Source organism: Ruegeria aquimaris (assembly GCF_025751555.1).
GTDB lineage: Bacteria > Pseudomonadota > Alphaproteobacteria > Rhodobacterales > Rhodobacteraceae > Ruegeria_B > Ruegeria_B aquimaris.
In genome coordinates, this window is record NZ_JAOWLB010000012.1 from 89,367 (window position 1) to 114,311 (window position 24,945).

Annotated in this window: 24 protein-coding genes; 7 read left to right on the forward strand and 17 right to left on the reverse strand. The window is 64.4% G+C overall.

Annotated elements, in window-relative coordinates:
- The first annotated feature begins 80 nt into the window (after positions 1–80).
- The 3 genes from OE747_RS16020 to OE747_RS16030 are packed head-to-tail and all read left to right on the forward strand — an operon-like array spanning position 81 to position 2,364.
- The gene (locus tag OE747_RS16020; protein WP_263829558.1) at positions 81–737 is read left to right on the forward strand and encodes a Tim44/TimA family putative adaptor protein; all 657 of its coding nucleotides are present in this window, start codon (positions 81–83) and stop codon (positions 735–737) included.
- The gene (gene mltA / locus OE747_RS16025; protein WP_263829559.1) at positions 734–1,774 is read left to right on the forward strand and encodes a murein transglycosylase A; all 1,041 of its coding nucleotides are present in this window, start codon (positions 734–736) and stop codon (positions 1,772–1,774) included. The genes OE747_RS16020 and mltA overlap by 4 nt, the downstream gene beginning before the upstream one ends.
- On the forward strand, positions 1,774–2,364 hold the full coding sequence (locus OE747_RS16030; RefSeq protein ID WP_263829560.1) for a Smr/MutS family protein: 591 nt from the start codon (positions 1,774–1,776) through the stop codon (positions 2,362–2,364). Before mltA ends, OE747_RS16030 begins: the two co-directional genes overlap by 1 nt.
- A gap of 6 nt (positions 2,365–2,370) precedes the next feature.
- Here OE747_RS16030 and OE747_RS16035 read toward each other — a convergent pair whose 3' ends face one another.
- On the reverse strand, positions 2,371–2,751 hold the full coding sequence (locus OE747_RS16035) for a tautomerase family protein (RefSeq protein WP_263829561.1): 381 nt from the start codon (positions 2,749–2,751) through the stop codon (positions 2,371–2,373).
- Between the two features lie 94 nt (positions 2,752–2,845).
- Between OE747_RS16035 and OE747_RS16040 the strand changes: the two genes are divergently transcribed.
- Positions 2,846–3,703 carry a LysR family transcriptional regulator gene (locus OE747_RS16040; RefSeq protein WP_263829562.1) on the forward strand — a complete coding sequence of 286 codons (858 nt, stop codon included), beginning with the start codon at positions 2,846–2,848 and terminating at the stop codon, positions 3,701–3,703.
- A gap of 7 nt (positions 3,704–3,710) precedes the next feature.
- On the opposite strand, the gene OE747_RS16045 is transcribed toward OE747_RS16040, so the two are convergent.
- The 3 genes from OE747_RS16045 to hslU form a co-directional block, all read right to left on the reverse strand.
- Positions 3,711–4,814 (reverse strand): alpha/beta hydrolase, encoded by a 1,104-nt coding sequence (locus OE747_RS16045; RefSeq protein ID WP_263829563.1) that lies wholly within the window; start codon positions 4,812–4,814, stop codon positions 3,711–3,713.
- 237 nt (positions 4,815–5,051) lie between these two features.
- The gene (locus OE747_RS16050) at positions 5,052–5,492 is read right to left on the reverse strand and encodes a hypothetical protein (protein ID WP_263829564.1); all 441 of its coding nucleotides are present in this window, start codon (positions 5,490–5,492) and stop codon (positions 5,052–5,054) included.
- A 115-nt stretch (positions 5,493–5,607) separates the two neighbouring features.
- Positions 5,608–6,915 carry an ATP-dependent protease ATPase subunit HslU gene (gene hslU, locus OE747_RS16055; protein ID WP_263829565.1) on the reverse strand — a complete coding sequence of 436 codons (1,308 nt, stop codon included), beginning with the start codon at positions 6,913–6,915 and terminating at the stop codon, positions 5,608–5,610.
- A gap of 191 nt (positions 6,916–7,106) precedes the next feature.
- Between hslU and OE747_RS16060 the strand changes: the two genes are divergently transcribed.
- Positions 7,107–7,496 carry a DM13 domain-containing protein gene (locus tag OE747_RS16060; protein ID WP_263829566.1) on the forward strand — a complete coding sequence of 130 codons (390 nt, stop codon included), beginning with the start codon at positions 7,107–7,109 and terminating at the stop codon, positions 7,494–7,496.
- A gap of 230 nt (positions 7,497–7,726) precedes the next feature.
- Complete coding sequence (locus tag OE747_RS16065) at positions 7,727–8,341, forward strand: WYL domain-containing protein (protein WP_263829567.1); 615 nt, start codon at positions 7,727–7,729, stop codon at positions 8,339–8,341.
- A 25-nt stretch (positions 8,342–8,366) separates the two neighbouring features.
- Here OE747_RS16065 and hslV read toward each other — a convergent pair whose 3' ends face one another.
- A complete protein-coding gene (gene hslV, locus OE747_RS16070; protein ID WP_263829568.1) occupies positions 8,367–8,924 on the reverse strand; it encodes an ATP-dependent protease subunit HslV in 558 nt (185 codons plus the stop codon).
- A gap of 195 nt (positions 8,925–9,119) precedes the next feature.
- On the opposite strand from hslV, the gene OE747_RS16075 reads away from it, so the two are divergent.
- Positions 9,120–9,314 (forward strand): DUF1127 domain-containing protein, encoded by a 195-nt coding sequence (locus OE747_RS16075; protein WP_263829569.1) that lies wholly within the window; start codon positions 9,120–9,122, stop codon positions 9,312–9,314.
- Positions 9,315–9,387: 73 nt separating this feature from the next.
- On the opposite strand, the gene OE747_RS16080 is transcribed toward OE747_RS16075, so the two are convergent.
- The 12 genes from OE747_RS16080 to tsaE form a co-directional block, all read right to left on the reverse strand.
- Positions 9,388–10,149 carry a maleate cis-trans isomerase family protein gene (locus tag OE747_RS16080; RefSeq protein WP_263829570.1) on the reverse strand — a complete coding sequence of 254 codons (762 nt, stop codon included), beginning with the start codon at positions 10,147–10,149 and terminating at the stop codon, positions 9,388–9,390.
- A complete protein-coding gene (locus OE747_RS16085; protein WP_263829571.1) occupies positions 10,146–11,228 on the reverse strand; it encodes a pyridoxal phosphate-dependent aminotransferase in 1,083 nt (360 codons plus the stop codon). The genes OE747_RS16080 and OE747_RS16085 overlap by 4 nt, the downstream gene beginning before the upstream one ends.
- Entirely contained in the window at positions 11,225–12,874 is a 1,650-nt protein-coding gene (locus OE747_RS16090; RefSeq protein ID WP_263829572.1) for a hydantoinase B/oxoprolinase family protein, read from the reverse strand. Before OE747_RS16090 ends, OE747_RS16085 begins: the two co-directional genes overlap by 4 nt.
- Positions 12,871–14,970, reverse strand: a complete 2,100-nt coding sequence (locus OE747_RS16095; RefSeq protein WP_263829573.1) for a hydantoinase/oxoprolinase family protein — start codon at positions 14,968–14,970, stop codon at positions 12,871–12,873. Before OE747_RS16095 ends, OE747_RS16090 begins: the two co-directional genes overlap by 4 nt.
- A gap of 240 nt (positions 14,971–15,210) precedes the next feature.
- Positions 15,211–15,573 carry a Lin0512 family protein gene (locus tag OE747_RS16100; RefSeq protein WP_263829574.1) on the reverse strand — a complete coding sequence of 121 codons (363 nt, stop codon included), beginning with the start codon at positions 15,571–15,573 and terminating at the stop codon, positions 15,211–15,213.
- Positions 15,570–15,920, reverse strand: a complete 351-nt coding sequence (locus OE747_RS16105) for a Lin0512 family protein (RefSeq protein WP_263829575.1) — start codon at positions 15,918–15,920, stop codon at positions 15,570–15,572. The genes OE747_RS16100 and OE747_RS16105 overlap by 4 nt, the downstream gene beginning before the upstream one ends.
- A 191-nt stretch (positions 15,921–16,111) precedes the next feature.
- Positions 16,112–16,432: a thioredoxin gene (gene trxA, locus OE747_RS16110; protein WP_263829576.1), complete on the reverse strand. Its 321-nt coding sequence runs from the start codon at positions 16,430–16,432 to the stop codon at positions 16,112–16,114.
- A 65-nt stretch (positions 16,433–16,497) separates the two neighbouring features.
- Complete coding sequence (gene addA / locus OE747_RS16115; RefSeq protein WP_263829577.1) at positions 16,498–19,854, reverse strand: double-strand break repair helicase AddA; 3,357 nt, start codon at positions 19,852–19,854, stop codon at positions 16,498–16,500.
- Positions 19,851–22,778, reverse strand: coding sequence for a double-strand break repair protein AddB (gene addB / locus OE747_RS16120; RefSeq protein ID WP_263829578.1), 2,928 nt, complete (start codon positions 22,776–22,778; stop codon positions 19,851–19,853). The genes addA and addB overlap by 4 nt, the downstream gene beginning before the upstream one ends.
- Entirely contained in the window at positions 22,771–23,457 is a 687-nt protein-coding gene (locus OE747_RS16125; protein WP_263829579.1) for a nucleotidyltransferase family protein, read from the reverse strand. Before OE747_RS16125 ends, addB begins: the two co-directional genes overlap by 8 nt.
- On the reverse strand, positions 23,454–24,461 hold the full coding sequence (locus tag OE747_RS16130) for an aminoglycoside phosphotransferase family protein (protein WP_263829605.1): 1,008 nt from the start codon (positions 24,459–24,461) through the stop codon (positions 23,454–23,456). The genes OE747_RS16125 and OE747_RS16130 overlap by 4 nt, the downstream gene beginning before the upstream one ends.
- Entirely contained in the window at positions 24,458–24,931 is a 474-nt protein-coding gene (gene tsaE / locus OE747_RS16135) for a tRNA (adenosine(37)-N6)-threonylcarbamoyltransferase complex ATPase subunit type 1 TsaE (RefSeq protein WP_263829580.1), read from the reverse strand. Before tsaE ends, OE747_RS16130 begins: the two co-directional genes overlap by 4 nt.
- Positions 24,932–24,945 lie beyond the last annotated feature (14 nt).

Sequence of the window (24,945 nt, forward strand, 5' to 3'; positions counted from 1 at the left end):
TGTGGACTTGACCGGATCGGTTCCCTACATAGTGACCGGAAGCGAAACTTACAAAGTTTCTTGCCTGAGACGAGGACACAATGAACTCACCCCTGATCCAGCTGCTTGTGCTGGCCGGCATCGCGATATTCCTGATCCTGCGCCTGAAAAGCGTGCTGGGCACCCGCGAGGGTTTTGAAAAGCCACCCGTGCCGAAACAGCCCGAAGGCCGCGCCCGCCGAGATTTCGAGGTGATCGAGGGTGGACCCGATCGCGACATCACCGATCACGTGCCCGAAGACAGCCCGCAAGCCCAGGAGCTGGCCGCCATGAAACGGGTCGAACCCTCGTTCTCGGTCACCGATTTTGTTCAGGGCGCCCGGGGCGCCTATGAGATGATCGTGATGGGCTTCGAACGCGGCAACCTGAAGGAAATCGAACCCTTCCTGGCCGAGGACGTGTTCGAAACCTTCGTCAACGTGGTCGCCGCCCGCGAGGATCAGGGCCTGAGCATCGAGGCCGAGTTCGTCGGCGTCCGCGAAACCGCGATCCAGAATGTCCACTTCGACAAGGACAGCAACCGTGCCGAGATCACCATGCGCTTCATGGGTGAACTGACCTCGGTCGTGCGCGATCGCGGTGGCGATATCGTCGAGGGCAGCCCGACCACCGTCAAACGTCAAAAGGATGTCTGGACCTTTGCCCGCGTCATGGGCAACGATGACCCCAACTGGTTGCTTGTTGCAACGGACGCATGATTGGCGCGCTCCGGTCGGCAGTTCTGGCAGGAGCCATCCTGACCGCCCAGACCGGAGCGGCTGAGACGATGCATACGATTCTTACCTTCGATACGCTCGATGGATGGGCCGCGGACGATCACGCCGCGGCCCTGTCGGTTTTTACCAACACCTGCGACACGTTCAACGATCCCGACTGGCGGGCGCTTTGCGCCATGGCGCGGGAACAAACCCCCGAGACCGCCCGCGCCTTCTTCGAGCTGTTCTTTCGCCCCGTGTTGATCGAGGACGGCCAGGATTGCCTGTTCACCGGCTATTTCGAACCCGAACTGACCGGATCGCGGTTTCCCACTGCGCGGTTTCGCTATCCGCTCTACAAGATGCCGCCCGAGGCGCGCGAGGCCAACCCCTGGCTCGACCGGCGCCAGATCCTGACCTCGGGCGTGATGGACAATCGCGGGCTCGAGATTGCTTGGGTCGACGATCCCGTCGAACTGTTCTTTCTCCAGATCCAGGGCTCGGGCCGGATTCGCCTGCCAGATGGTCAGACCCTGCGCGTGGGCTACGGCGGCGCCAATGGCCATCCCTACCGCTCGGTTGGGGTGGAGCTTGTCCGGCGCGGCGTTTACTCCGCGCATCAGGTCAGCGCCGAGGTGATCAAGAACTGGGTCCGCCGCAACCCCGAAGCGGGACAGGAGCTGCTGTTCCACAACCCCTCCTATGTTTTCTTCCGCGAATTGCGCCATGTGCCTGCCGATCAGGGGCCGCTTGGCGCGATGAACCGGTCGGTCACCGCCTTGCGGTCGATTGCGGTCGATCCCGCGCATACGCCGCTGGGCGCGCCGGTCTGGATCGAAAAGAACGGTCAGGGCAAGATGCGCCGCCTGATGGTGGCACAGGATACCGGTTCGGCGATCAAGGGCGCGCAGCGGGCCGATATCTTCTTTGGCACCGGCGATGCCGCCGGTCAGGCGGCCGGCACCCTGCGCGATCCCGGTCGCATGGTGGTCCTGCTGCCGATCCAGCGCGCCTATGCCCTGTTGCCGGACGGGCTCTGATGACGCGGCGAAAACTGACAAGGGACGAGGTGGACCTCTGGCGCAAGGTGGTCCGGCAAGCAGACAGGCTGCACCCCGAGCGCGTGGACGGTGTGCATCCCCAGACCCTGCCGAAACCAAAGCCAACCAAACCTCTGCCGATGTCCCTGGAACCGTTCGAACTTGGGCAGGCGGCCCGCGCCAATCCGGCGCGCCATGCGCTGTCGCCCTCGGTCACCGACCGGTTGTCGCGCGCGCCGGTGCAGATGGACCCAAAGGCCTATACGCGGATGCGCCGGGGCAAGCTGAAGCCCGAGGGCAAGCTGGACCTGCACGGGATGCGCGTCGATACCGCCCATCCCGCTCTGACCCGGTTCATCCTGAGCGCCCAGGCCCAGGGCAAGCGACTGGTTCTGGTGGTCACCGGCAAGGGCAAGTATCGCGACGAGCCCGGGCCCATCCCCACCCCGCGCGGCGTGCTTCGCCATCAGGTGCCGCAATGGTTGTCCCTGCCGCCACTAGCGCAGGCGGTGCTTCAGATCACACCCGCCCATATCAGCCATGGCGGCGAGGGCGCCTATTACGTCTATCTTCGGCGCAACAGGGGTTAACCGACCTCAGGCATATTGGGCGATACCATTGCCAAGCGACCAGTTCTCCTTGCCAACCTCGACAAGATTGATGAACACATCCTCGGGGCGCAGGCCCGGATCGTCCGCCAGCAGCGCGGCGATCTGCGCAAACAACGCCTGTTTCTGGGCGAGCGAGCGCGTGTTGTTCGCGGTGATGCGGATGAACACCAGCGCATCGGTTCGCGCGATGCCAAGATAGCGCGCACCATAGCGAAATGTCGCCGCCTCGTGCTCGGTGATCGTCATGAACTGATCGTCTTCGGGAACATCGAAGTTTTCGGTCATTGCGCGATAGATGCCGTCGAATATGGCCTCTTTGTACCGGTCCGACGTACCGGCGCGCATCGAAATCTGAACATAGGGCATCTGGGGTTTCCTCTGGTTGGGTCCAGATCACTGTAGACGCCGACCTTCGATTACAATACCCAATGGATAACGATAACAGATATTGAGATACTCAATGATACAGCTGCCACTTGACCTCGATTCCGTCCGGACCTTTGTCCTGATTGCAGAGCTGGGCAGCTTTACCCGTGTCGCCGAGGCCACGCGGACAAGCCAATCGACCGTTAGCCTGAAACTCAAACGGCTGGAGGAGCGTCTGGGCGCCCGGCTGGTCGAGCGCACGCCGCGTTATGTCGGGTTGTCGCCGCAGGGCGCCGCGTTCATCCCCCATGCGCGTGCGCTGCTCGATACCCATGATCAGGCTCTGTCGTCGTTGTCAGAGATACGCGGTCGGTTGACCATCGGCATCAGCGACCATGTCGCGGGCCCGGAACTGCCATCGCTGATCGCGCGGATGAATGCGCAGGACCCGCATCTGCTGATCGAGATACGGATCGGATCGTCAGGCGACCTGTTGCAACGGTTCGACCGGCGCGAACTGGATACCGTGATCGTCCGGCGGCATGACGGGCGCGACGATGGGACTGTCCTGGCGGACGAGCGGTTTTGCTGGATCGCATCGCACACCTGGCAGCCGCGCGCGGGCGTGCCCTTGCCCGTGGCCACCATGCCCGAGCCCTGCGGCGTTCGGATCCTGGCTGGCAAGCTGCTGGACGAGGCCGGGATTCCCTGGACCGAGGTGTTTTCCGGTGGCGGTGTCGCCGCTGTTTCCGCAGCGGTCATGGCGGGGTTGGGGGTTGCTGCACTGGCGCCGCGCATGGTGCCTTTGGGCGGTGTCGATATCGGTCCGCGCCTGGGTTTGCCGGATCTACCCAGCCTGCCGATCGTATTGCATTCGCGTGCCCGCGACGAACGCGCGCATGCGGCGGTCGAGGCTCTGTCGATGGCGTATCGCGCGGTGCTGCGGTCCTGACGAACCCTCAGCGTGAACCACCGGACAGATCGACGCCCAGATACTCTTCGGCATAGGTCACGATACCCGGAAACGCGCGTTCCAATGGCAGCCCGCCCGCTTCGAACAGATCGGTCATGTTGCGCGCATCGGCGATCATCGCCAGCAGCGTGGGTGAGGTCGCGGCAACGAAATGCCCCGATTCCGCCTCGTCCGAAAACTTGCTGGTGTCGATCACCGTCACCGGCAGGTCCGAGATCAGCGCGGCCGAACTGATCTGCCCCAGCCGCTCACTGCTTTGTTTCCCACGCAGCCTGTGTGACAGGTTCAGGACGTTGTCCTTTTCCGACGCCATCACGACAAAGGGTTGTGGCACCTCGCGCAGTCGGTTCAGCTGGCTGCGGAACACGTCCAGATCCAGATCGGGCGAGATCAGCACGACGCCATCCAGATTACGCGCCGCCCATCCGGGTTTCTGCAAGTCGATCTGGCGCAGCGCTTCCATCAGCAGAAAGGACCCCATCGAATGCGCCACGACATTCAACCGGTCCAGATCCGATGCGCCCAGCCGCAACAACACGTCCTCCAATCCATCCCGCGCAAACACCACGCTGTCGCCGTCATAGGCATAGCCCAGCGCGTGCCCTTTGCTGGGCCAAGAGTAAACCATCAGCACGCCCGGCATCTCGATGTCATGGGCCAGCTGCGCCGCGCGATAGGCGGTCTCGGTCTGGGTCGAGTTGAATCCGTGGATGAACAGCGTCAGTTCGCGTTGACCCCGGGGCTGTTCCGCCAGTTCTTCGCGCAACCGGCCGCCGAACTGCTCGGGCTGGTCGAAAACCTTCTGCCCGGCCAGTATGAACTGCTTTTCCGGGTTGGCATTGCCATAGCCGAAATCCAGCCGCCCTGGGCGGCGGTCGGGCGGGATAGACACGGTCAGTTCCAGCAGGCTTAGCCGCTCTGTCCGGTCCGGGCCAAAGGATCCATCCGCTTTCTGAACCCGGGTCGTGGCCGCAAACACGGTGGCCGCCGTGCCGACCTGCAAGGCTTCGGGCGTGATCGGGGTGTAAGACCGGTCGGTACAACCCGAGACAATCGAAACCAGAACAACAACCAGGGTCGCAACACGCATGGGCTTCTTCAAGGCGGGCGGATCCGCGCAAAGGAGTTAAGACGCCGGAAACCGGGATCCTGTCGGTTGGGCCGGGACCATGTGGCCCCTCAAACCCTCGCCTCAGATAATCAAAGAGCCCGCCACCCGCTACCTCTATGTGACAAGTTGCCCGTGGACAGGGCATAACAGCGAACCCCAGCCGGGCGCCGCCACCTTGCGGCGGTTTTCCGCCTGTGCCAGACGCGGCGCGTCAGCTCACGGAACGATCTTCTTCATCTTGGAATCGTAGTTGCCCCAGATCACGGTGGTCTTCTTGCCGTCCACCGAGATGTCAAAGCGGTAGCTTGAATTCTTGCGTCCGCCTGTCGTGTTGCAGGGCGGACGGAAGCCCCCGTTGACAACCGTCTGACCCGAGCCCGAGGATTTCACCCGCACCGTGTTGTGTTCGGTCACGTCCCGCTTGCTGTGGACGTCATACATCCGGACCTTGATCTTGGCCCCGGCCACCGCGTTGTGTTTCAGCACCAGTTCGGGTTGCGCCCCCTTGCCGCCGATCTTGGAGCACAGGTTGGCGGTCTTCAGCGGCGCAATCGAAACCCCGGTCAGCGCGAACTTGCTGTTCTGTGCTTCTGCCCCGGCGGCCAATAGGGTGGCGCAAAACAGAGCTGCGCCGATTCCGGAAAATGTCTTGATCATGACTCGTCCAATCTGAATTTCAAAAACAGGTTTCAACACCGGAACGATACCGGGATCTGTTGAAAAATCCAGATCGAATGGCGGCTGGCCCGTTCGGGGCCAGCAGCATTCAACACTAAAGTACGTAGCGGCTCAGATCGGTCGACCGTGACAACTCGCCCAGATTGATCTCGACAAATGCGGCATCGACGGTCACCGCCTCTCCCGCCCGGTCCGGCGCGGTAAAGGACAGCTCCTCGAATACCCGCTCCATCACGGTATACAGGCGCCGTGCCCCGATATTCTCGACGCTCTGGTTCACCTCGGCCGCGATCCGGGCCAGCGCCGCGATCCCGTCGGGGGTAAAGGCGACCGTTACCTCTTCGGTCCCCATCAGCGCGGTATACTGCCGGGTCAGCGCGTTGTCGGTCTCGGTCAGGATGCGCACGAAATCCTCTTCGGTCAGCGCGCGCAGCTCCACCCGGATCGGCAGACGCCCCTGCAATTCCGGCAGCAGGTCGCTGGGCTTGGCGATATGGAATGCGCCGCTGGCGATAAACAGGATATGATCGGTCTTGATCGGCCCGTATTTGGTGCTGACCGTGGTGCCCTCGATCAGCGGCAGCAGGTCGCGCTGCACACCCTCGCGGCTCACATCGGCGCCGCGCGCGTCCGAGCGGGCACAGACCTTGTCGATCTCATCGAGGAACACGATACCGTTCTGTTCCACCGCCTCCAGCGCGGTGCGGGTGACCACCTCGTCATCCAGCAGCTTGTCGGCCTCTTCCCCGATCAGCACCTCATAGCTGTCGGCGACGGTCATCTTCTTGCGCGTGGTGCGCCCGGCAAACGCCTTGCCGAACAGATCGCCCAGGTTCATCATCCCCATATTGGCGCCGGGCTGGCCCGGGATCTCGAACATCGACATCGGGTTTCCGGTATCGGCCAATTCCAGCTCGATCACCGTATCGTCCAGCTCACCTGTCTTCAGCTTCTTGCGGAACATCTCGCGTGTACCTTCGCGGGCATCTTCCCCGGCGATGGCCTCGATCACCCGATCCTCGGCCGCCTTCTGTGCCCGCGCCTTGACCTCGTCGCGCATGTATTCGCGGGTCTGCATGATCGCCGCATCGGCCAGATCGCGGATGATCTGTTCGACATCGCGCCCGACATATCCCACCTCGGTGAACTTGGTCGCCTCGACCTTGATAAAGGGCGCGCGCGCCAGCTTGGCCAGGCGGCGGCTGATCTCGGTCTTGCCCACGCCGGTGGGGCCGATCATCAGGATATTCTTGGGATACACCTCGTCGCGCAGGTCATCAGCCAGCTGCTTGCGCCGCCAGCGGTTGCGCAGCGCCACGGCAACGGCGCGCTTGGCGTCCTTCTGGCCGATGATGAAACGGTCAAGCTCCGAGACGATCTCGCGCGGGGTCAGGTCGGTCATGTGCTCTCAATCTCGTTGTGTCGCCCCGGAACCTAAGCATGGGGGCCAAAAACACAAGCCGATCACGCGACGTTCACCGCGGGACACGCGGTTTCAGCTATGCGTGAGGGTACCTTTTCGCATGGCGGGCGCCAGCTTAATTCTCCCTATGCGCACAAGACGCGAAGTCCAACCAAGGGAATTCACCACTCATGATCACCCGTCGTTCTTTGTTTGCCACCGCCGCCGGCGTTGCCGTGGCACTTGCTTCCAGCACCGCCGCTTTTGCGGGCGGCGCCAAGGGTCACTTTGAAGGCCGCTCCAACCATGTCACCTCTGGCTCGGTGAAGCTGGTAAAAGACGGCGAACGCTATGTTGTCGAACTTGGCGACGATTTCTCTCTCGATGGCGGTCCTGATCCGCGCGTCGCCTTCGGCAAGGACGGCCACTACGATCCGGACACCAAGCTGGGTGCGCTGCTGTCGCTGACCGGAAAGCAGCGTTATGCGGTGCCGCCGACCTGGGACGTTTCCGCCTATAACGAGGTCTACATCTGGTGCGACGTGGCCGGTGTGCCGCTGGGCGTCGCCAAAATTCACTAACGGGCGCCACCACTCACTCTCTCCGCCCGCGAGGCCGCGCCCCAGGCGCGGCCTCATTTTATTTAAGAATCACATCAGTCATCTGGTGCCGGACCAGGTTTGCTATCCTTGGCCGTTGTATCATTCGCGCATCACTTGGGCCTTAGCGGGTCGCGATGCACTCAAACAGCTCGACCCAGGCAGGCCGATCCGGCATACAAGTCGCTTTTTGCGATGTACAGGAACAGGTCATGTCCTCCTCACCGGTCATAACGCCAAACTGTGCGATCACGCGGCGCGAATTGACGTCCCGCCTTGTCAGCGGTGCAGCGGCGCTGGGTGTGGGGACCTCGGTCGCACCCACTTCCGGTGCGCAGGCTGGCCTGCAACCAGACCTGCGCGATGCCGCCTTGCGGGGGTTGGCTCTTGCGCATCATCGCGGCGACCCGGTTGAAACCGCCGCTGCCGTTGCCGCCATCGCCAACCTTGCGGTCACCGACCCCGAAGCGGCGCTGTTATGCCGCCTTTATCGCAGGCTCGATGAGCGGCCCTCGGCCTATTGGCGCGGGGATGCACCCGCCGCCGATCCGTCGAACCTTGCGCTGGTGCACATGGCAATCCGGGAGTGCCGCCCGATCGCCTTTGGCTACCGCGACCTCTCGGACAACGAAACCGGGCGGACCGTGTTGCCGCTGGCTCTGGTGCATCCGCCCCAAGGGGTGAAACTGCTGGCGTGGTGCCAGATGCGGGCGGGATTCCGGCAGTTCTTTGTGCGGGCCATGCGCGAACCGGTTCTGCTGCCGGGCGACTTTTCACACCAACGGGTCGAACTTTTGGCCGGTCTCGTCGACAAGGAAGACGCCTGAGCCAACCGGCTCGGGCGTCTTGGAATTATTTGACGATCTTCTCGACCGTCAGATTGCCGTTGGTATAGACGCAGATATCGGCGGCAATCGCCATGGCGGCGCGGGCCACCTCTTCGGCGCTCTTGTCGCTGTCCATCATCGCTCGCGCGGCGGCCAGTGCGAAATTCCCGCCCGATCCGATGGCCGCCACGTCATGTTCGGGTTCCAGAACGTCACCCGCGCCGGTGATCACGAACATGTCCTGCCCGTCGCTGACGATCAGCATCGCCTCCAGCTTTTGCAGGTACTTGTCGGTGCGCCAGTCCTTGGCCAGCTCGACCGAGGCGCGCGCCAGCTGTCCCGGCGTCGCCTCCAGCTTGGCTTCCAGCCGTTCGAGCAGGGTGAACGCATCCGCCGTCGACCCGGCAAAGCCCGCCACCACCTGATACCCACCGGGCGACAGCCGCCGCACCTTGCGGGCGGTGCCCTTGATCACGGTCTGGCCCAGGCTGACCTGGCCGTCACCGGCAATCACCACTTCGCCGCCTTTCTTGACGCCGATGATCGTGGTGCCGTGCCAGCCCGGGAACTGTTCGTCTGCCATGTCTGCCTCCATCCTGTGTTGCGCCCGTATATGGGCCGTCGCCGCCGCAAGGGCAAGTTTTTGCATACCGCCCAATTGTTATGCATTAGATGCAAAGCGGGACTGTAAGCCGGGCATTTGTAAGACTCGCGGCCTTCTCCTACATCAGCCTCACAACCGACGCAGGGTCGGCTGTTTCAATCTAGGAACGCGCAAATGGCATATACCACCAGCACCACAGCGCCGCTCGGAGCAGTCACCGTTCTCCGCGTGGTGGATTTTTTCATCTCGGCAAAAAACGCCGTCCTCTCGTGGAACGAGGGCCGCGTGACCCGCAAGGCGCTGTCGGCCCTGACCGACGCCCAGCTGGACGACATCGGCCTGACCCGCGCCGACATCGCCAAGCTCTGATCCAGTCCCATGGCAGACCGATAGAAGGGCCGCTCGAAACCGGGCGGCTTTTTCTTTTCGGCGTTCCCCTGGGTCAGGCCGCCACACCAGCCTCCAGCCGAGCCAGTTCCAGCAACCGGCCATAACCCGCCATCGGCTCACCGATCCCCGCCAGTTGCATCGCCTGGAACGCCATCGCCTGGTTCGAGGTGATCACAGGTTTGCCAACCGCCTGTTCCAACCGCGCAATGGTTTCCACGCTGCGCATGTCGGTGCAGGACAGCACGATCGCCTGCGCCTCCGGGTGATCGGCGGCAAGGCCCAGATCAAACACCCGGTCCGGCCCCATTTCGCCCTGCCCGTAATTGTCCAGCGTCTCGGTCACCTCGGACCGCGCCACCGTTTCCAACCCGGTCTCACCCAGAAATCCCACCGCCATGTCGTTGATCGCCCGCACATAGGGCGAGGCAAAGCCGATCCGCGTCACCCCCAGTGTCGTCAGCGCATGCACCAGCGCGCCCGCCGCCGTCACCGTCGCCGCGCCGCTTTCGGCCCGGATCCGTGCGGCCAGGTCCCGGTCGAACGCCGGACCATGGGTCAACGTCGCCGAGGTGCAGCCATAGAGGATCACATCCGGCCGCACCCCCTGCAACAGGTGCAGCGGTTCGTCCAGATCGCTGGCCCCTAGCCCGTGCATCTGCTCGGCATCGGGGATCTCGTCCTGATCATACCCGCCCAGCCGCGCGAAATGCAGCGACACGCCGGACGGGCGCAACAGCACCATGTCGGGTTCCAGATTGGTATTGGTAAACGGCACAAGGATCCCGAACCGGGCCCGCCCGCGTGACTCTGTCATGTTGTTTCCTTCCTCGCCCAGTGTTCCAAAATCTCTGCCGTGGCCTCCATCGCCCCGGCCTGCCCCACGGTCGCCCGCAGGCAATCGCCCAACCCGACCCCGCCTTGCGGACGCAGGATAATCCCCTCGGCGCGCAGCGCGGCGTCGGCCCTCTGCGCCCTGTCAGGGTCACCCATGCGGATCAGCACGAAATTGGTGTGGCTTTCGGGCACATCGAACCCCGATTGCCGCAACCGTCCGGCAAAGCGCGCGCGCAATTCCACCGTCAGCGCGCAGGTCTCGCGCATATACGCCTGATCGGTCACCGCCGCTGTCGCGGCCGCCTGACTCGCCGCCGGGATATTGTTGGGCGACATGACCTTGCGGATCTCGCGCGCCACCGCAGGCGGAAACAGGCCCCAGCCCACCCGCGCGCCCGCCAGGCCATAGGCCTTGGACAAGGTGCGCAGCACAACCGTATCGCCGCGCGCCACCAGATCGAACATCGGCTCGTCCAACCCGTCGGCGAACTCGCCATAGGCTTCGTCGATCACCAGCAACACGTCACCGGGCAACCCGTCGCGCAGCCGCAGCAGGTCAGCCCGCGCAATCCGCGTGCCGGTCGGGTTGCCGGGATTGGCGACAAAAACCAGCCGCGTGTCAGGCCGCACCGCTGCCAGCAGCGCATCGACGGACACCTGTCCCTTGGTCTCGGGTGCCGTATCATACCGCGCCCGGGCCAGCAGCGCGGCGGTGCGAAAGAACGGATAAGCATGCGCGGGTGCAAGAACAGCATTTTCCGGATCGGCATAGGCGCGTGCCAGACAGGCGATCAGCTCCATCGAGCCGCAACCGCACAGGATATCCCACTCAGCGATCCCATGCACCCGCGCCAGCGCCGCCCGCAGGTCCGACCAATTGGGGTCAGGATAGAGATGCCCGGACTCCAGCGCCCCCCCCGCCGTCCGGATCGCCGCCGGGCTGGGCGGGCGCAGGCTCTCATTCTGGGACAGCGACACCAGCCGCTTGCCTTCGGGCGCCTGTAACTGCGCCAGCGCATAGGCGGTGATCGCCGCCACATGGGGAACCGGGCGGATCATGGCTCTACCCCGTAGATATCGCGCGCGGCCTCAGCGCTGATCAACCCTTCCGCCAGATCGCGCAGAACCTGCGCCCGATCCCGCTCGCCCGCCGGGCCGTACCCGCCCCCGCCCGGCGTTTCAAAGATCAGCGTCTCACCCGCTGGCACCCGGATTTCGCCCTTGCCGGGCAGGTCGGCCCCATCCTCGCCGATACGGATGCGCCCGGCGGCCCCGGTGCCACCCCCCTGCCGCCCGCGCGCCGGGTTCAGCACCCGCTCGACCGACAGGAACAGCATCACGTCCTCATCGGTGGCCGAACGCATCTCGATCCGCTGGCCCAACCCGCCGCGAAGCCGTCCGGCCCCGCCGCTGTCCTGCCGCAGCTCGCGCCGGGTGATCAGCACTGGTGCCACCGCCTCGGTGGTTTCCACCTGCGATCCCCATACGCCCGATGGGAAGGCCGTGGCCGACAGCCCATCCAGCCCCGGCCGCGCCCCGGTTCCGCCGCTGAACACCAGTTCCAGTGCGAATTGCGTGCCACCACGCGCCACCGCCTCGGGCGTGTGTCTCAGCGGCAGGTCATACATGCATGACGCGCCCTCGGCCGGAACCCTGCCCGGCAGCGCCTGCGACAGGCAGCCATAGATCAGATCGGGCGTCATCTGTCCCAGCGTATGCCGCATCGCAACCGGCGCCGGATGCCGCGCGTTCAGGATGCAGTTCTCCGGCCCGTTCACATGGAACGGCGCCAGCGATCCGGCATTGTTGGGAATCTCGGGTCCGATGATGCAGCGCAGCGCAAACACGGTGTACGCTGTGGCATAGTTCAGCGGTACGTTGATCCCCTTCCGCGACAGGCCCGAGGTGCCGGTGAAATCCACCTCCACCCGGTCGGCCGATACCGTCAGCGCCGCACACAACTCGATCTCCTGCTCGTACCCGTCGACCTTCAGCGTCGCGTGCCACCGGCCCCGCGGCAGTTCGGCAATGGCCTCCAGCGTGCCCCGGTACGACGTGTCGATGATGTAATCGGCCAGCCGGTCCAGATCGTCGATGCCGAACTCGGCCATCATGTCGGCCAGCCGTCGTGCGCCGGTCTCGCAACAGGCGATCAGCGCATAGATATCCCCCTCGTTCGCCACCGGCTCGCGCGAGTTCGCCTTGACCACCTCCATCAGGAACGTGTTCAGCGCACCCGCCGCCATCAAACGGCACGGCGGGATCAGCAAGCCCTCGTCATAGATATCGGTCCCCTCGGGCCCCATGCCCTGCCCGCCCAGATCCACCAGGTGCGAGGTGCAGGATGTGAACCCCACCACCCGCCCCTTGTAGAACACCGGCATCATCAGCAGGAAATCGTTCAGATGCCCGGATGCGATCCAGGGATCGTTGGTCATGTAGATATCGCCGGGCTTCATCTCCTGTATCGGAAAGCGCCCGCGCAAGGTCTTGACCGCCTCGGCCATGGTGTTGATGTGACCCGGCGTGCCGGTCACCGCCTGCGCCAGCATCCGGCCTTTCAAGTCAAAGATACCGGCCGAGATATCACCGCATTCGCGCACAATCGGCGAAAACGCCGCCCGGATCAGCGCCTGACCCTGTTCCTCGACCACAGCCAGCAGCCGGTTCCACATCACCTGCAAACGGGTATCGGTCGGTGTCATCGCGCGTCCTCCGCCTTGCGCGTCAGCCATATGTTGCCGCCGCCATCCACCTGTGCGCCGAAATCGGCACTGACGAATGTCGTGGTCTGCGGTTCGATGATCAGAGCAGGCCCCGACAGATGATCGCTGGGCTCCAGCGCCGCGCGTTCAAAAACATCCGCAACCCGCCAGTCGCCGGTCACGTCGCACAGAATGCGCCGCTGCCCGACAGGTCGGGCCAATTGCCGCCTCTCGACCTGCGGATACTGCCGCAGCGCGGGCGCGGCCGAGGACACATCCAGTGCCCAGTTCAGGATCTCGATCGTCATCCCCGGCACCGCGCGGCTGAACTGACGGCCATATTCCGCCTCGAACGCGCGGCGCAGATCGGCGATATCCGCCGCCTCAAGTGGCCGGTCCGGCAAGGCGATCTCGATCTCGTGCCCCTGCCCGTGATAGCGCATGAAGGCCTGCCGCCGGATCGTCAGCAGCCCCTCGGGCGCCCCGGCCCGGACCACCATCCGCGCCTCGTCGATCATCGCCTCGAAAAACGCGTTCAGCCCGGCAATGTCCAACGTATCCAGTGTTTCATAGCGCGATCGCACGATCTCGAACGACACCGGCGCAAACAGGAACCCGACCGCAGACCCGACACCCGGATCGCGCGGGATCAGGATACGCCCGACCTGTGCCCGCCGTGCCACCCGCGTGGCATGCAGCGGCCCGTTGCCGCCAAAGGCGATCATCAGCCGCGCGCCCAGGTCCTTGCCCGATTCCACCGCATGCATCCGGCCCGCGCCTGCCATGTTCTCGTTCACGATCTCGCTGATGCCCCGCGCCGCCGCTGCCGGGTCCAGCCCCAGCAGCGCGCCCACATCGTGCGCCACCGCCGCCTCGGCTGCCGCCTCGTTGATCCTCAGCCGTCCCTCGGCGAAACGTGCCGGTTCGATCAGCCCCTGCAACACATCGGCATCGGTGACCGTGGGCTTGGTCCCGCCCTTGGCAAAGCAGGCCGGCCCCGGTTCCGATCCGGCGCTTTCCGGCCCGACCTGCACCCGGCCCAACCGGTCGACATGCGCGATGGAGCCACCCCCGGCCCCGATCTCGATCATCTCGATCACCGGGATACGCACCGGCATCCCCGACCCCTTGATGAACCGCGCCGCCCGCGCGATCTCGAACCGGCGCGCGGTCTGTGGCCGGAATCCGTCGATCAGGCACAGCTTGGCCGTGGTGCCGCCCATGTCGAAACTCAGCACCTCTTGCGCACCGGTCTCGGCGGCGATGCGCGCCGCCAGAATGGCACCGCCCGCCGGTCCGGATTCTACCAGCCGGATCGGCAGTCGCGCGGCGGTCTCCAGCGTGGTCATGCCCCCGCCCGCCGTCATCATCAGGATCGGACAGACCAGTCCCTCTGCCGTGAACCGCGCCTGGAAATCCGCCAGATAGCTGGCCATCTGCGGCAGGACATAGGCATTGGCGATGGTGGTACACAGCCGGTCAAACTCGCGTGCCTCCGGGCTCACCTCGTGTGACAGCGAAATCACCAGCCGGGGCAGCGCGGCACTCAGCATCTCGCGCAGGTGGATTTCATGCGCGGGGTTGGCATAGGCATGCATCAGGCAGACCGCCACCGCCTCGGCGCCGCAGCGCTCCAGCGCGACGGCCAGCGCCGCAACGCCCGCCTCGTCCAGAGGTTGCAATTCGCGGCCCCGGGCATCCATGCGCCCGCCTATGGTAAAGGCGCGCGACCGGGGTACGATCAGATCGGGTTTCACCAGGTCGATATCGTACTGGCTGTACCGCCGCTCATAGGCGATCTCCAGAATATCCCGGAACCCCTCGGTGGTCACCGTCGCCACCTTTGCGCCGCGCCGCTCGATCAGCGCGTTTGTGGCCAGCGTGGTGCCATGGATGAAACCGCCGATCTGGTGCCAATGGGCGCCCGCCTCCTCCAGCACCCGCCGCGCGCCCTCAAGCGCGCCCAGCGTCGGGTTCTCTGGCGTTGTGGGCGTCTTGGTGGTGGCAAGGCTGTGGCCCGCCGCGTCGATCAGGACGGTATCGGTAAACGTGCCGCCGATATCTATGGCGATACGACACCCGTTCGTGTTGTGCATGAAAGTGAACCGGAATCAGAAATTGGGACCAAGGTCCGTTTTTACCGGACCGCCATCTGCCCTCGGGGCAGGACACCCAATTTTCTGTCAGACGACGAGGTCGCAGCCGGTCGCCCGGCGTCCTGTCTCTGCTGTTCCGAAGTCTTCGCGCATGTTTCAGCACTCACCCGAGTCCGCTGCCCGGATATTGAGCGTGGGGCCGATCCCCTGTCAACGGAAATGAAATCGGCCCCTGCGCGGCTATGACAGCCGGTACTTGCCGGTCAGGTCGGGCAGGAATGCCTCGACCGCAGCCGTGGCCATCACATGGCGGTTGCCGGTCTCGGGGTCTTCGACATCCAGCCCACCCATGACCGCGCGCACCTCGGCCCGGCCTCGCGGCAGTTCGGCGGCGACCGCGGCGCAATCCACCTCTTCGGGCCGCTGCACCCCGATCGTAACCTGCACCCGCATCTCGGCATGGTCGATCCCCAGTTTCGAAAACAGCGTGATCGAGGAATGGTGCAAGGCATCCTGCACCGCCCGGCGCGCGGCCTTGGTATAGTCCTGCCCATAAAGGTCGTTGCCCGTTCCCATCTCCAGGATTATCCGGCGCTCGGTCATTGCGCGGCCTCCATGTCGAACGACACCACCACGGCCGCATTGGCGATAACCGTACGCCCGCCGCCCTGCGGCTTGTCGATATCCAACCCGCCTTGCCGGACGGTGATGTTGGGTTGACCATAAGGGAACACCTCTGCCAGCCGCGCCACATCCACCGCTTCGGGCCTCTGCACCCCGATCTCGGCATCGACGATCATCGCCTGCTTTGGAAAGCCGAACAGCTCGGCCATGTTGACCGAGTTATGCCACAGCGCGTCCCTCAGCGCCCTCAGCGCCGCCTCGGTATAGTCCTCACGCCTGAGCGACGAGCCCATGCCGAATTCCACCAGCACCCGTGTCTTGGCCATTCCGTTCCTCCGATCTTGCTGCGCCCGATCCTGACTTATCGCTCGCCGGTTGCCAGCACCAGATCGGGTCCTTGGATGGGACCAATTTCGCTGTACAAAACGGTCAATCCGGGTGCGGGGCCACGTACAAAACGGTCAAAACGAAAGAAGCGCCCACTTGGGGCGCTTCCGAATTCCGGGTCTGGCCGGGCTCAGATCGAGCTGTCGATCCAGTTCTGCAACGCCGCTTTCGGCGCCGCGCCGGCCCGGTTCGACACCACCTGACCGTCCTTGAAGATGAACAGCGCAGGAATGCCCCGCACGCCCATGGCTGCGGCCGAGTTCGGGTTGCTGTCCACATCGACCTTGGCGATCTTCACCTTGCCCGCATACTCGTTTGCCAACTCTTCCAGCGCCGGGCCGATCTGCTTGCAGGGGCCGCACCATTCCGCCCAGAAATCCACCACAACGGGGATGTCCGAGTTCTTGACTTCGGCGTCAAAGGTTGCGTCGGTAACGGCTACGGTGGACATGGTCTGTCTCCTGAATGGGATGCGATGCGCTTGGGTCAGGAAAGTAGGAGCGCCGGGGCGCAAGGTCAAGATATCTGGGTGCGACCCAGGGCAGCCGTCACAAGATCGTGTGGCAGCCACATCATCCGGGCGGTGCGTGTCCACAGGATTCCGGTCCGGATTTCGTGGTCCGGATAGATCTGTGCCAATGCCTGCGCATAGGCACCCATCTGCCGCAACAGCCCCTCGGGACAGGCCTCAACGGTGCTGGGGACCACCGCATTGCTTTTGAAATCAATCACCTGAACCTCGGTTTCCGTGACGATCAAACGGTCGATCACCCCGTGCATCCGGCGCGCACCCAGCACCGCGCTGATCGGCACCTCGGCCAGGGTTCCCGGCGCAAAGATCGGCGCCAGCTCGGGGTGGGTCAGAACGCCGCGCGCTTCGGTCAATAGATCGTCACGTTCCGCTGCCTGCATATCCGGCAGAAGCCGGGCGCAGATCTCGGCCCATGTGGCCGCCTCGACCCGCGGCAGATGTTCCAGCAACAAGTGAAGCCGCGTACCCCGCAGCTTTGCCGCCTCTTCGTCCAGTCCCGCTTCGCCGGGCAGTGCTTTGGCACCGCCGAGGTCCGATGGAGAAATCGCTTTTGATTCAACAGGTTTATCCGCCGGATGCCGCACCCAATCGGGCAGCGGATGCGCGGCGATCTTCGCTGGTTGGGACTCGGTGAGCGGTAGCGCCTCCCAATCTCCGTGCTCCAGCCTCAGGAAATCCTGCCCTTCAACCTGCACCGCCCCGGCCTGTGCCATTGCCTCGGCAACCATGCTGTACCAGCTGCCGCCATCCTTGCCGATGTCACCCGCCGCAGCTACGATCAGCCACTTTTCGGCCCGGGTTAGAGCCACATAGAGCAACCGCAGGCGCTCGTTCGTTTCCCGTGCTTGTGCCGCATCGCGCGCGGCCGACAAAACGGCGGGCGATCCATCCTTGGCCACCCGCCATAGCGGCAGATCGCCCGCCTTCATGATCTCGGCATCGCGCTGCGCCCGGCGCTGGGCGGTGTCGGGCAGGATCACGATCGGCGCCTCCAACCCCTTGGAGCCATGCACGGTCATGACCCGCACCATATTGCCCACACCGGTCATCTGGCGCTTGATCTCCAGATCGTCGGTCTGCATCCAGACCAGGAACCCCGTCAGGCTGGGAATGTCAGACCGTTCATAGGCCAACGCCTGGCTGAGCAGCGCGTTGATCCCGTCTTCGGCCTCGGCCCCCAGTCGGCCCAGCAGTTTTCGCCGCCCGTCATGACGGGTCAGAATCCGCTCGATCAGGTCATAGGGCCGTAGGAAATCGGTCTGCCCTCGCAAATCGTCCAGAATGGCAAGCGTCTGGGAAAACTCATCTTTTCTGGACCGCAACGCCGCCCACAGATACCGCTCCGTCCGCCTGTGGGCCAGATCGAACAACTGTTGTTCGCTCCACCCGAAGAGCGGTGATTTCAGCACCGTGGCCAGCGACAGGTCGTCCTCGGGTGTGGCGAGGAAACTCAGCAGCGCGGCCAGATCCCTGACCGCCAGTTCCGCACCGACCTTCAACCTGTCGGCCCCGGCGATAGGCAGGCCAGCGGCTTTGCAGGCCCGGATGATCTCGGCAAACAGGTCGGACCGGCGTTGCACGAGGATCAGGAAATCTCCCGGCCGCACTGGACGCCGCAGGAACGTGCCGGGCGTGTCACCGTCGATGGGAATGGTTTCGCCGCCGTCGATCATCGCCTTGATCTGCGCCGCCACACGCTCGGCCAGGATCACGGTGTGATGGCGCGCGCCGGGCCGGTCCACCGGGTCGGCCCAGTCGCCATCCTCGTCATCTTCGACCTTTTCGACCACCGGCCACAGATCCACGCGGCCCGGCAGTTCGGATTTGAAGGCGCGATGCAGCGACTCTTTGCGGAACCCGGCTTCGGCCCGGTCTTTGAACACCAGATCGACAAGCCCAAGGATCGCGCTGGACGAGCGGAAGGAGTATTCCAGCGTCAAATCCTCAAGATTAGAGCCTGATTCACGCAGCCTGCGGCCGAATTCGGCCTGCATGCGGTCAAAGGCGTCGGGGTCTGCGCCTTGGAAGGAGTAGATCGACTGTTTCTTGTCCCCGACGACAAAGATCGTACGTTCGACCCCTGCCCGCGCGCCTTCGCCGCTGGTGAATTCCTGCGCCAGTTTCTCGATCACGTCCCATTGTTCCGGGCTGGTGTCCTGTGCCTCGTCCACAAGGATATGGTCGATGCCGCCATCAAGCCGGTAGAGCACCCAGGCCGCGACGCCCGGATCGGACAGCAATTGCCGCGCTTTTTGAATCAGGTCGTCAAAATCGAGCCAACCGCGCAACTGCTTGCGCCTTTCGTATTCCGGCAGAAAAGCCGCTGCGAAACGGTGCAGCGCCAGCGACTTTCGCGCGGCGGTCAGGGCCAGCCGCCGGTCGCGGGCTGCCTCGAGCCGCAGCATCAACGCCTCAAGCTGCGGCATCTGCCCGGCCAACACACCTTCGCGCAGGCCCTTGGTCGGGAAACCGCCGATCTTGGCGGTAAAGGGCTCCTTGGCGCCCGCCCCGGTCAGCAGCACCTCTTCGAGTACGGTCAGCCCATCCAGTGTGGGGCCGTCGAACCGGGCCAGTTTTACACCGGCTTTCTGGTCGTTTGTCCCGCTGCCCGCCAGCGCTGGCAGGATCGACCGGATCAAGTCCAGTTCGCCGCCCAGATAGACAGAGGGGAGAAGCGCGTCTTCGTCGAAGCCTTGCGGCAGGCCGAAGGCTTCGGCCAGTTGCGCCCAACCCATGGGTTCCAGAAAACCGGCCCGGTGGTGGCAGATCGCGGCGGTCAGACTGTCGAATCCGGTATCGGTTATGTACCGCGCGACCGCCTCGACCAGCGGCGCCTGCGGACCTTCGGCAAGATCCTCCACAATCTCTTCGCGCAAGAGCGCGGCGGCCCGATCCTCCATTTCCGCGAATTGCGGGCTGACCCGCGCTTCGAGCGGAAAACGCCGTAATAGAGCCGCACAAAACGAGTGGATGGTCTGGATCTTCAAACCGCCCGGTGTCTCGATCGCGCGGGCAAAGAGCGTCCGGGCATGGGTCAGGCGGGCGCCGTCGATCGTGCCCGGAACGCCGAGATCAGACAATTGAGACCTGAGCGGAGCATCCGCCAGCATCGCCCATTCGCCCAGGCGTTTGAACAGGCGGTTCTGCATCTCGCTGGCGGCGGCCTTGGTATAGGTCAGGCACAAGATGTGCTGCGGTTCGACCCCGTTCAACAGCAGCCGGGCCACGCGGTCGGTCAATACCTTGGTCTTGCCCGATCCGGCATTCGCCGCCAGCCATGTCGAAGCGGAGGGAAACGAGGCGCGAAACTGCGCCTCGGTGGCGGCGTCGCGCATGGTCATGTCAGATCCTCGGGCAAAGGCGTTGCGGTGCGGTCCCATTCACCAAACCGGGCCAAGTGGTCATATTCGCCAAAATCCGTGTCCTTGTGCAGCATTCGGCGTGCGGTAAACCCCTGATCCGGCTCGAAATACGCCGCGATCAATTGATGCAGTTCGGCCCAGACCTGCGCGGGGGGCTCCTCGGTCAGGGGCGCAGGCACTTCCTTGTAACTGCCGCCCATGCCGATGAAGACGGCGCGCGCCACCGGCGACGGGTCCAGCCCTTCGAGCCCGCCTTCTTCGGCCAGCGCGGCCTCGATCAGCAGTTGTTTGTCGAACTTTGCTTGCTGCCTTTCGCTGGGGGGCGTGCCGGTCTTGTAATCGTAGATGCACAATGATCCGCGCCCGGTCATATCGACCCGGTCGGCACGACCGGTCAGGGTGAAGTCCAGCCCATCAAGCCGACGGTTCATCCGCACCTCAAACGCCACCGGGCCGCCATCGGCGCGGCGCTCGTTTTCAGCGGCCAGGAACGCATCCGCCACCCGTTCGAGCCGCGCCAACCAGAGCGCGCGCGCGGTTGGCCAGGCGACCAGTTCGTTCAGCAGCGCGGCGGCGCGTTTGAGGAAATTCTCCCTGCTCAGTAGGGCGTTATCCAGCAGGCTGTCTTTGACGAAGCTTTCCAGAATCTCGTGGATCACGATTCCGCGCAACAACGCGTCAGGGGCCTGAACCAGCGGGTCCAGCGGCTTCAGCCGCAGCACGTGGCGGGCGTAAATGGCATAGGGATCGCGGATCAGCTTCTTGATCTCGGTCACCGACAATTGCCTTGGCCGGGCGGTGACCGGCGGCCGGGGCGAGGGGCGCGGCGCGGGATCGACGCGTGGCGCGTCCTCCAGCGCCTGCGCCCAACGCAGCCAGCCCTGACCACGGGCACGCATGCCCGCCAATGCGGTATCGCCGCCCTGATCCGGCAGGCCCTGCAACAGGTTGGTCAGCCGGTTCAGCCAGCGCGACGGCACGGTTTCCGCGTCATCCGAGCGTTTGGCACGGGTCAGCCAGACCTCGGCCGCGCCTATCGCCTGCTGGAAATCATGCGCCGACAGACCGATCCGGCGCTCGGGCAGCAACAGACCCGCATCATGTCGCATGCGCCGGTTCAGCCAGGGGTCGGGGGCAGGGGCTTCGGGCCAGCTGCCTTCGTTCAGCCCGCCAAGGATCAGCAGATCGGCCCCCATCACCCGCGCCTCGAGCGTGCCCCAGATCATGATGCCGGGATAAGGGGCGTCGCGGTCGCGCACCTCGCCGGTGGACAAGAGCCCACCCAGCAGATCGGCGAAATCGCGGGCGGACATGTCGCCGCCGTGCGGCGCCTCGTCCTCAAGCGCGTTGACGATGGCCAGCGCCTCTTGCCCGGCCTTCTGCTCCCAGAGGGTCCCGCTCTGGCCGGTTGATCCAGCAGAGAGCGTTTCGGCGAGCTGTCGCAGGCGGGCAACCCATTCGGAAAGCGGCAGGGTGCCAGTGACCGATTGATCACAGAAGCACTCGGCCACCCAGTGCGCCCAATCCGTCGGCACATCGCGACGGATGGCAAAGTTCGCAAGGTCCTTGGCCTCGGGAAACGGCGGACCATTGCGGCGCAGGTCCAGTTCCAGATCGCGGGCATGCAACAGATGCTCGTTCCGGCCCGGGCCGGAATGGCACAGCGGGTGTTTCAGCAGGGTCAGCAGCGCTTCGCCATCCAGGCGAGAGGCGAACAGCCCGGCCACGTGGCGCAGGAACCGCCCCGGAGGTGACAGTTGCAGCGGCAAACCGGCGCTATCATCGGGCAGGATGTTCCAGCGATCCAGGGCGGAACTGACCTGGCGGGTCAGCATGCGGTCGGGTGTGATCAGTGCGGCGGTCTGCCCATCCTCGGCTGCCTGTCGCAGGCGCAGCGCGATGGCCAGCGCCTCGTCCCGGGGCGATGGTGCCTCGACAAGGGTGATGTCTTGCGTTGCCGTGTCCAGCGCTTGCAGCCTTGGACCTTCGGTCATCCATGCATCGGTGACCGGTGCCGGCCTGAGAGCCAATGACACCAACCGGTTTCGTGCGGGGCAGGGGGCGGGGAGGTCGGACCATCGGCGGATCTGATCGGGTGACAGCGAGAGCTGCTCCATCAGCCGGGCAAAGCGGTACTGTGGGTGGTCCTCGGCCGTCAACGCGTCGCCCAGTTCGGACCAGACATGGCCGGGCTGGTCAAAGTCGAAACCAGGCAGCACCACGGCGCCTTGCGGCAGGCGGGCGACCGCCTCCATCAGCAGCATGGTCGTGCCCCGAGATCCGGTCGAACCAGCCAGAATGACCGGATGCTGTGGCGGCGCGGCCCGCCAGTCCGCGATCAGGGTTTCCACGATCCGCCTTTGTCGCGCCTGAACATCCAACGCGCCTTCGGCGGCGCCCAGGTAGCGCTCGGCAATCGCAATGAACTGCTGCGCGCGCGCCCAGTGCCCCGACAGGTCGGTCACGTCCAGGTTGCGAATACTGTCGGGCGCGACGCCTTCGCCCTGCATCTCGTCGATCAGCGCCGCAAGGCTGTCCGAAAGGTCGAAGATCGAGGCGCGCGCGGCCAGATCGGGTTGTTGGTCCAGCAATCGGGTGATCAGTTGTACCAGTTCCAGTCGGCGGCGCAGTGGCGGCACGGCGGTGGGCAGATATGTTGGCAGACCCAGCGCGCTCAGGTCGGTGACCAGCGAGATACGCGGCAGCAGGCTGGCTGGACCCGTGTCGAACAGGGCGGTGATGCGGCGCTCCATCCGGCGGGTGTTGACCACCAGCTGCACCTGCGCCAGCGCATGCGGGGGCAGATGGGCACAGCGGCCACGCAGCCCGTCAACCAGCGCGCGCGGGAAATCGGCACCGGGCGGCAGCGCAAAGACGCGCGGATGAGGACACGGATCAAACATGCGCAAGCAGTTCCTCGGCTGGTGCGATCCCGCCCGGATGACCGACATCGCACCACCGACCAGGATAGGCGAGGCCGAACAGGCGGCCCTCTGCGCCGATCCTGTTCCAAAGCAGGTTCAGGGAGAAGCTGCGCTCGGGGATCTCTGCCAACCCATCCAGCTTGACAATCTGCGCCCCGCCATAGACCAGCCCGGCGCCACGGTGAAGCCTGCCCTCGTCATCGCAAGAGAAATCGCCCTGACCCGAGTAGCCCACGGTTTGTGCCACCGGAACGCAGATCAGCAGCGCATCCATCCTGCCCGGATCCCAATGCTCGGCCAGCAGGGCCAGGGGGTTGGGACCGGACCAGACCGCATCGGTGTTCATGGTGAAAACCGTGTTCGAGCCCAGCAAGGGTTGCGCGAGTCGCAATCCTCCGCCGGTGTCGAGGATGTCCGGTTGTTCATCTGACACAATCACGTCCAGCGGCTCCAGATGCTTTGCCAGCATCGGCGCAAGATAGTGGGTGTTGGCCACGATTCTGGGCGGTTCGACAGCGCGGGCAAGATCGAGCGCATGGTCGATCAGTGGACGACCGGCGACCTCGATCAGAGGTTTCGGTCTGGTTCGGGTAAGCGCGCCCATGCGGGTGCCGAACCCGGCGGCGAACAGCATGACGGGATAACGGGCCGAGCTCATGCCGGGTTCAACCGGGCAAGGTTTTCAGGGGTTGGCGGCGGCAGGGTTTCCCGCAGCAGATCGGCGACGCCTGCCAGCGCGGGATGCTCCAGATCGCGGGACAGATGCGCCCAGACCGCCGGCATCAACGCCAGGTACCGGGTCTTGCCCAGCTCGCGCGACAATCTGGCAAACACGCCGAGAATGCGCAGGTTCCGCTGGACACCAAGCACCGGATAGGCGGTGCGAAACTCGTGATCGTTTGCGCCCGTCGCTGCGATGAACCGGTCGATCATCCGCATTTCCGTGGCGGTCGACACATCGCGGCGGATGTCCTGCAACAGGCTGACAAGGTCATAGGCGGGGTGCCCCGTCACCGCATCCTGAAAATCCAAGAGACCAACGCGTGCCAACCCCTGACGGTTTGGCAACCAGAGCAGGTTTTCGGCATGATAATCGCGCAAGATCAGTACTCTGGGGCCCTGCGTGGTGCGATAGAGAAGGCTTTCGAACCTCTCGATGAAGCGCGCCTTTGTCTCGGGGCGGGCATCCCCTGTGATCCCTCCGACATACTGTTCAAAGGCGATGTCCGTCTTTTCGGCCATGACCGTCGCGCCAAAGCTTTCCAACCCGGCGGGCAAGGGAGCATCCTGTAGCGAGACGAGCAGGTCTGTTGCCGCTTCATAGAGGGGGCGTTCAAGGTCGGGGGCGCGTTTGATCACGCGCGCAAACAGGTCATCGCCGAGATCTTCGAGCAGGAGAAACCCGTGTTCTGTATCCGAGAACAGGATCTCTGGCGCGCTCAACCCGATCGAGCGCAGGTGCTGGGCGAGGTCGACAAACCGGTCGACCGTTGCCCCGCCATCTGGCGGCGCATCCATGAAAACCGCAGTCCGACCGGTGTGCCGATCTGTAAGGCGTTCGTATCGTCTGGCCGAGGCGTCTCCGGCAAGCGATTCCCGCCGGGCACCGGACCAGGGGGTTCGGGCGATGAAGGCGTCTGCCAGACCGGACCGGTTGGTCATGTCGGCCATGTCAGACGGGGTTGCCATTTCGGGTCGGTCCATTCGACGGTCAGCTTTCGGCGTGTTTCGTGTTTGGGGTCGGCTTCGAAGGTGATCGACAGGGCATGTCGCGGTGTCATGGGACCCAGCCGGTCGGGCCATTCCACAAGCGTTATCACATCGGTGAACGCCTCTGACAGACCCAGCTCCTCAATCTCTTCGAGCGAGGACAGGCGATAGAGATCGGTATGCCACAACTCGCCGCGATTGGTGTCATAAACCTGTACCAAGGTGAACGTGGGTGACGGGACGTCTTCAGGCTCTGACATCAGCGATTGAATCAGGCTGCGGGCAAAATGGGTTTTTCCGCTGCCGATTTCTCCGGACAGCAGCAAACAATCGCCGGGCATGAGGGTCGCACCCAACGATTCCGCCAGACCGGCGGTTTCTTCTGGAGAGTTCACGGTAAGTGCAAGGTGCGATGCCGTCATGGCCGCACAATGGC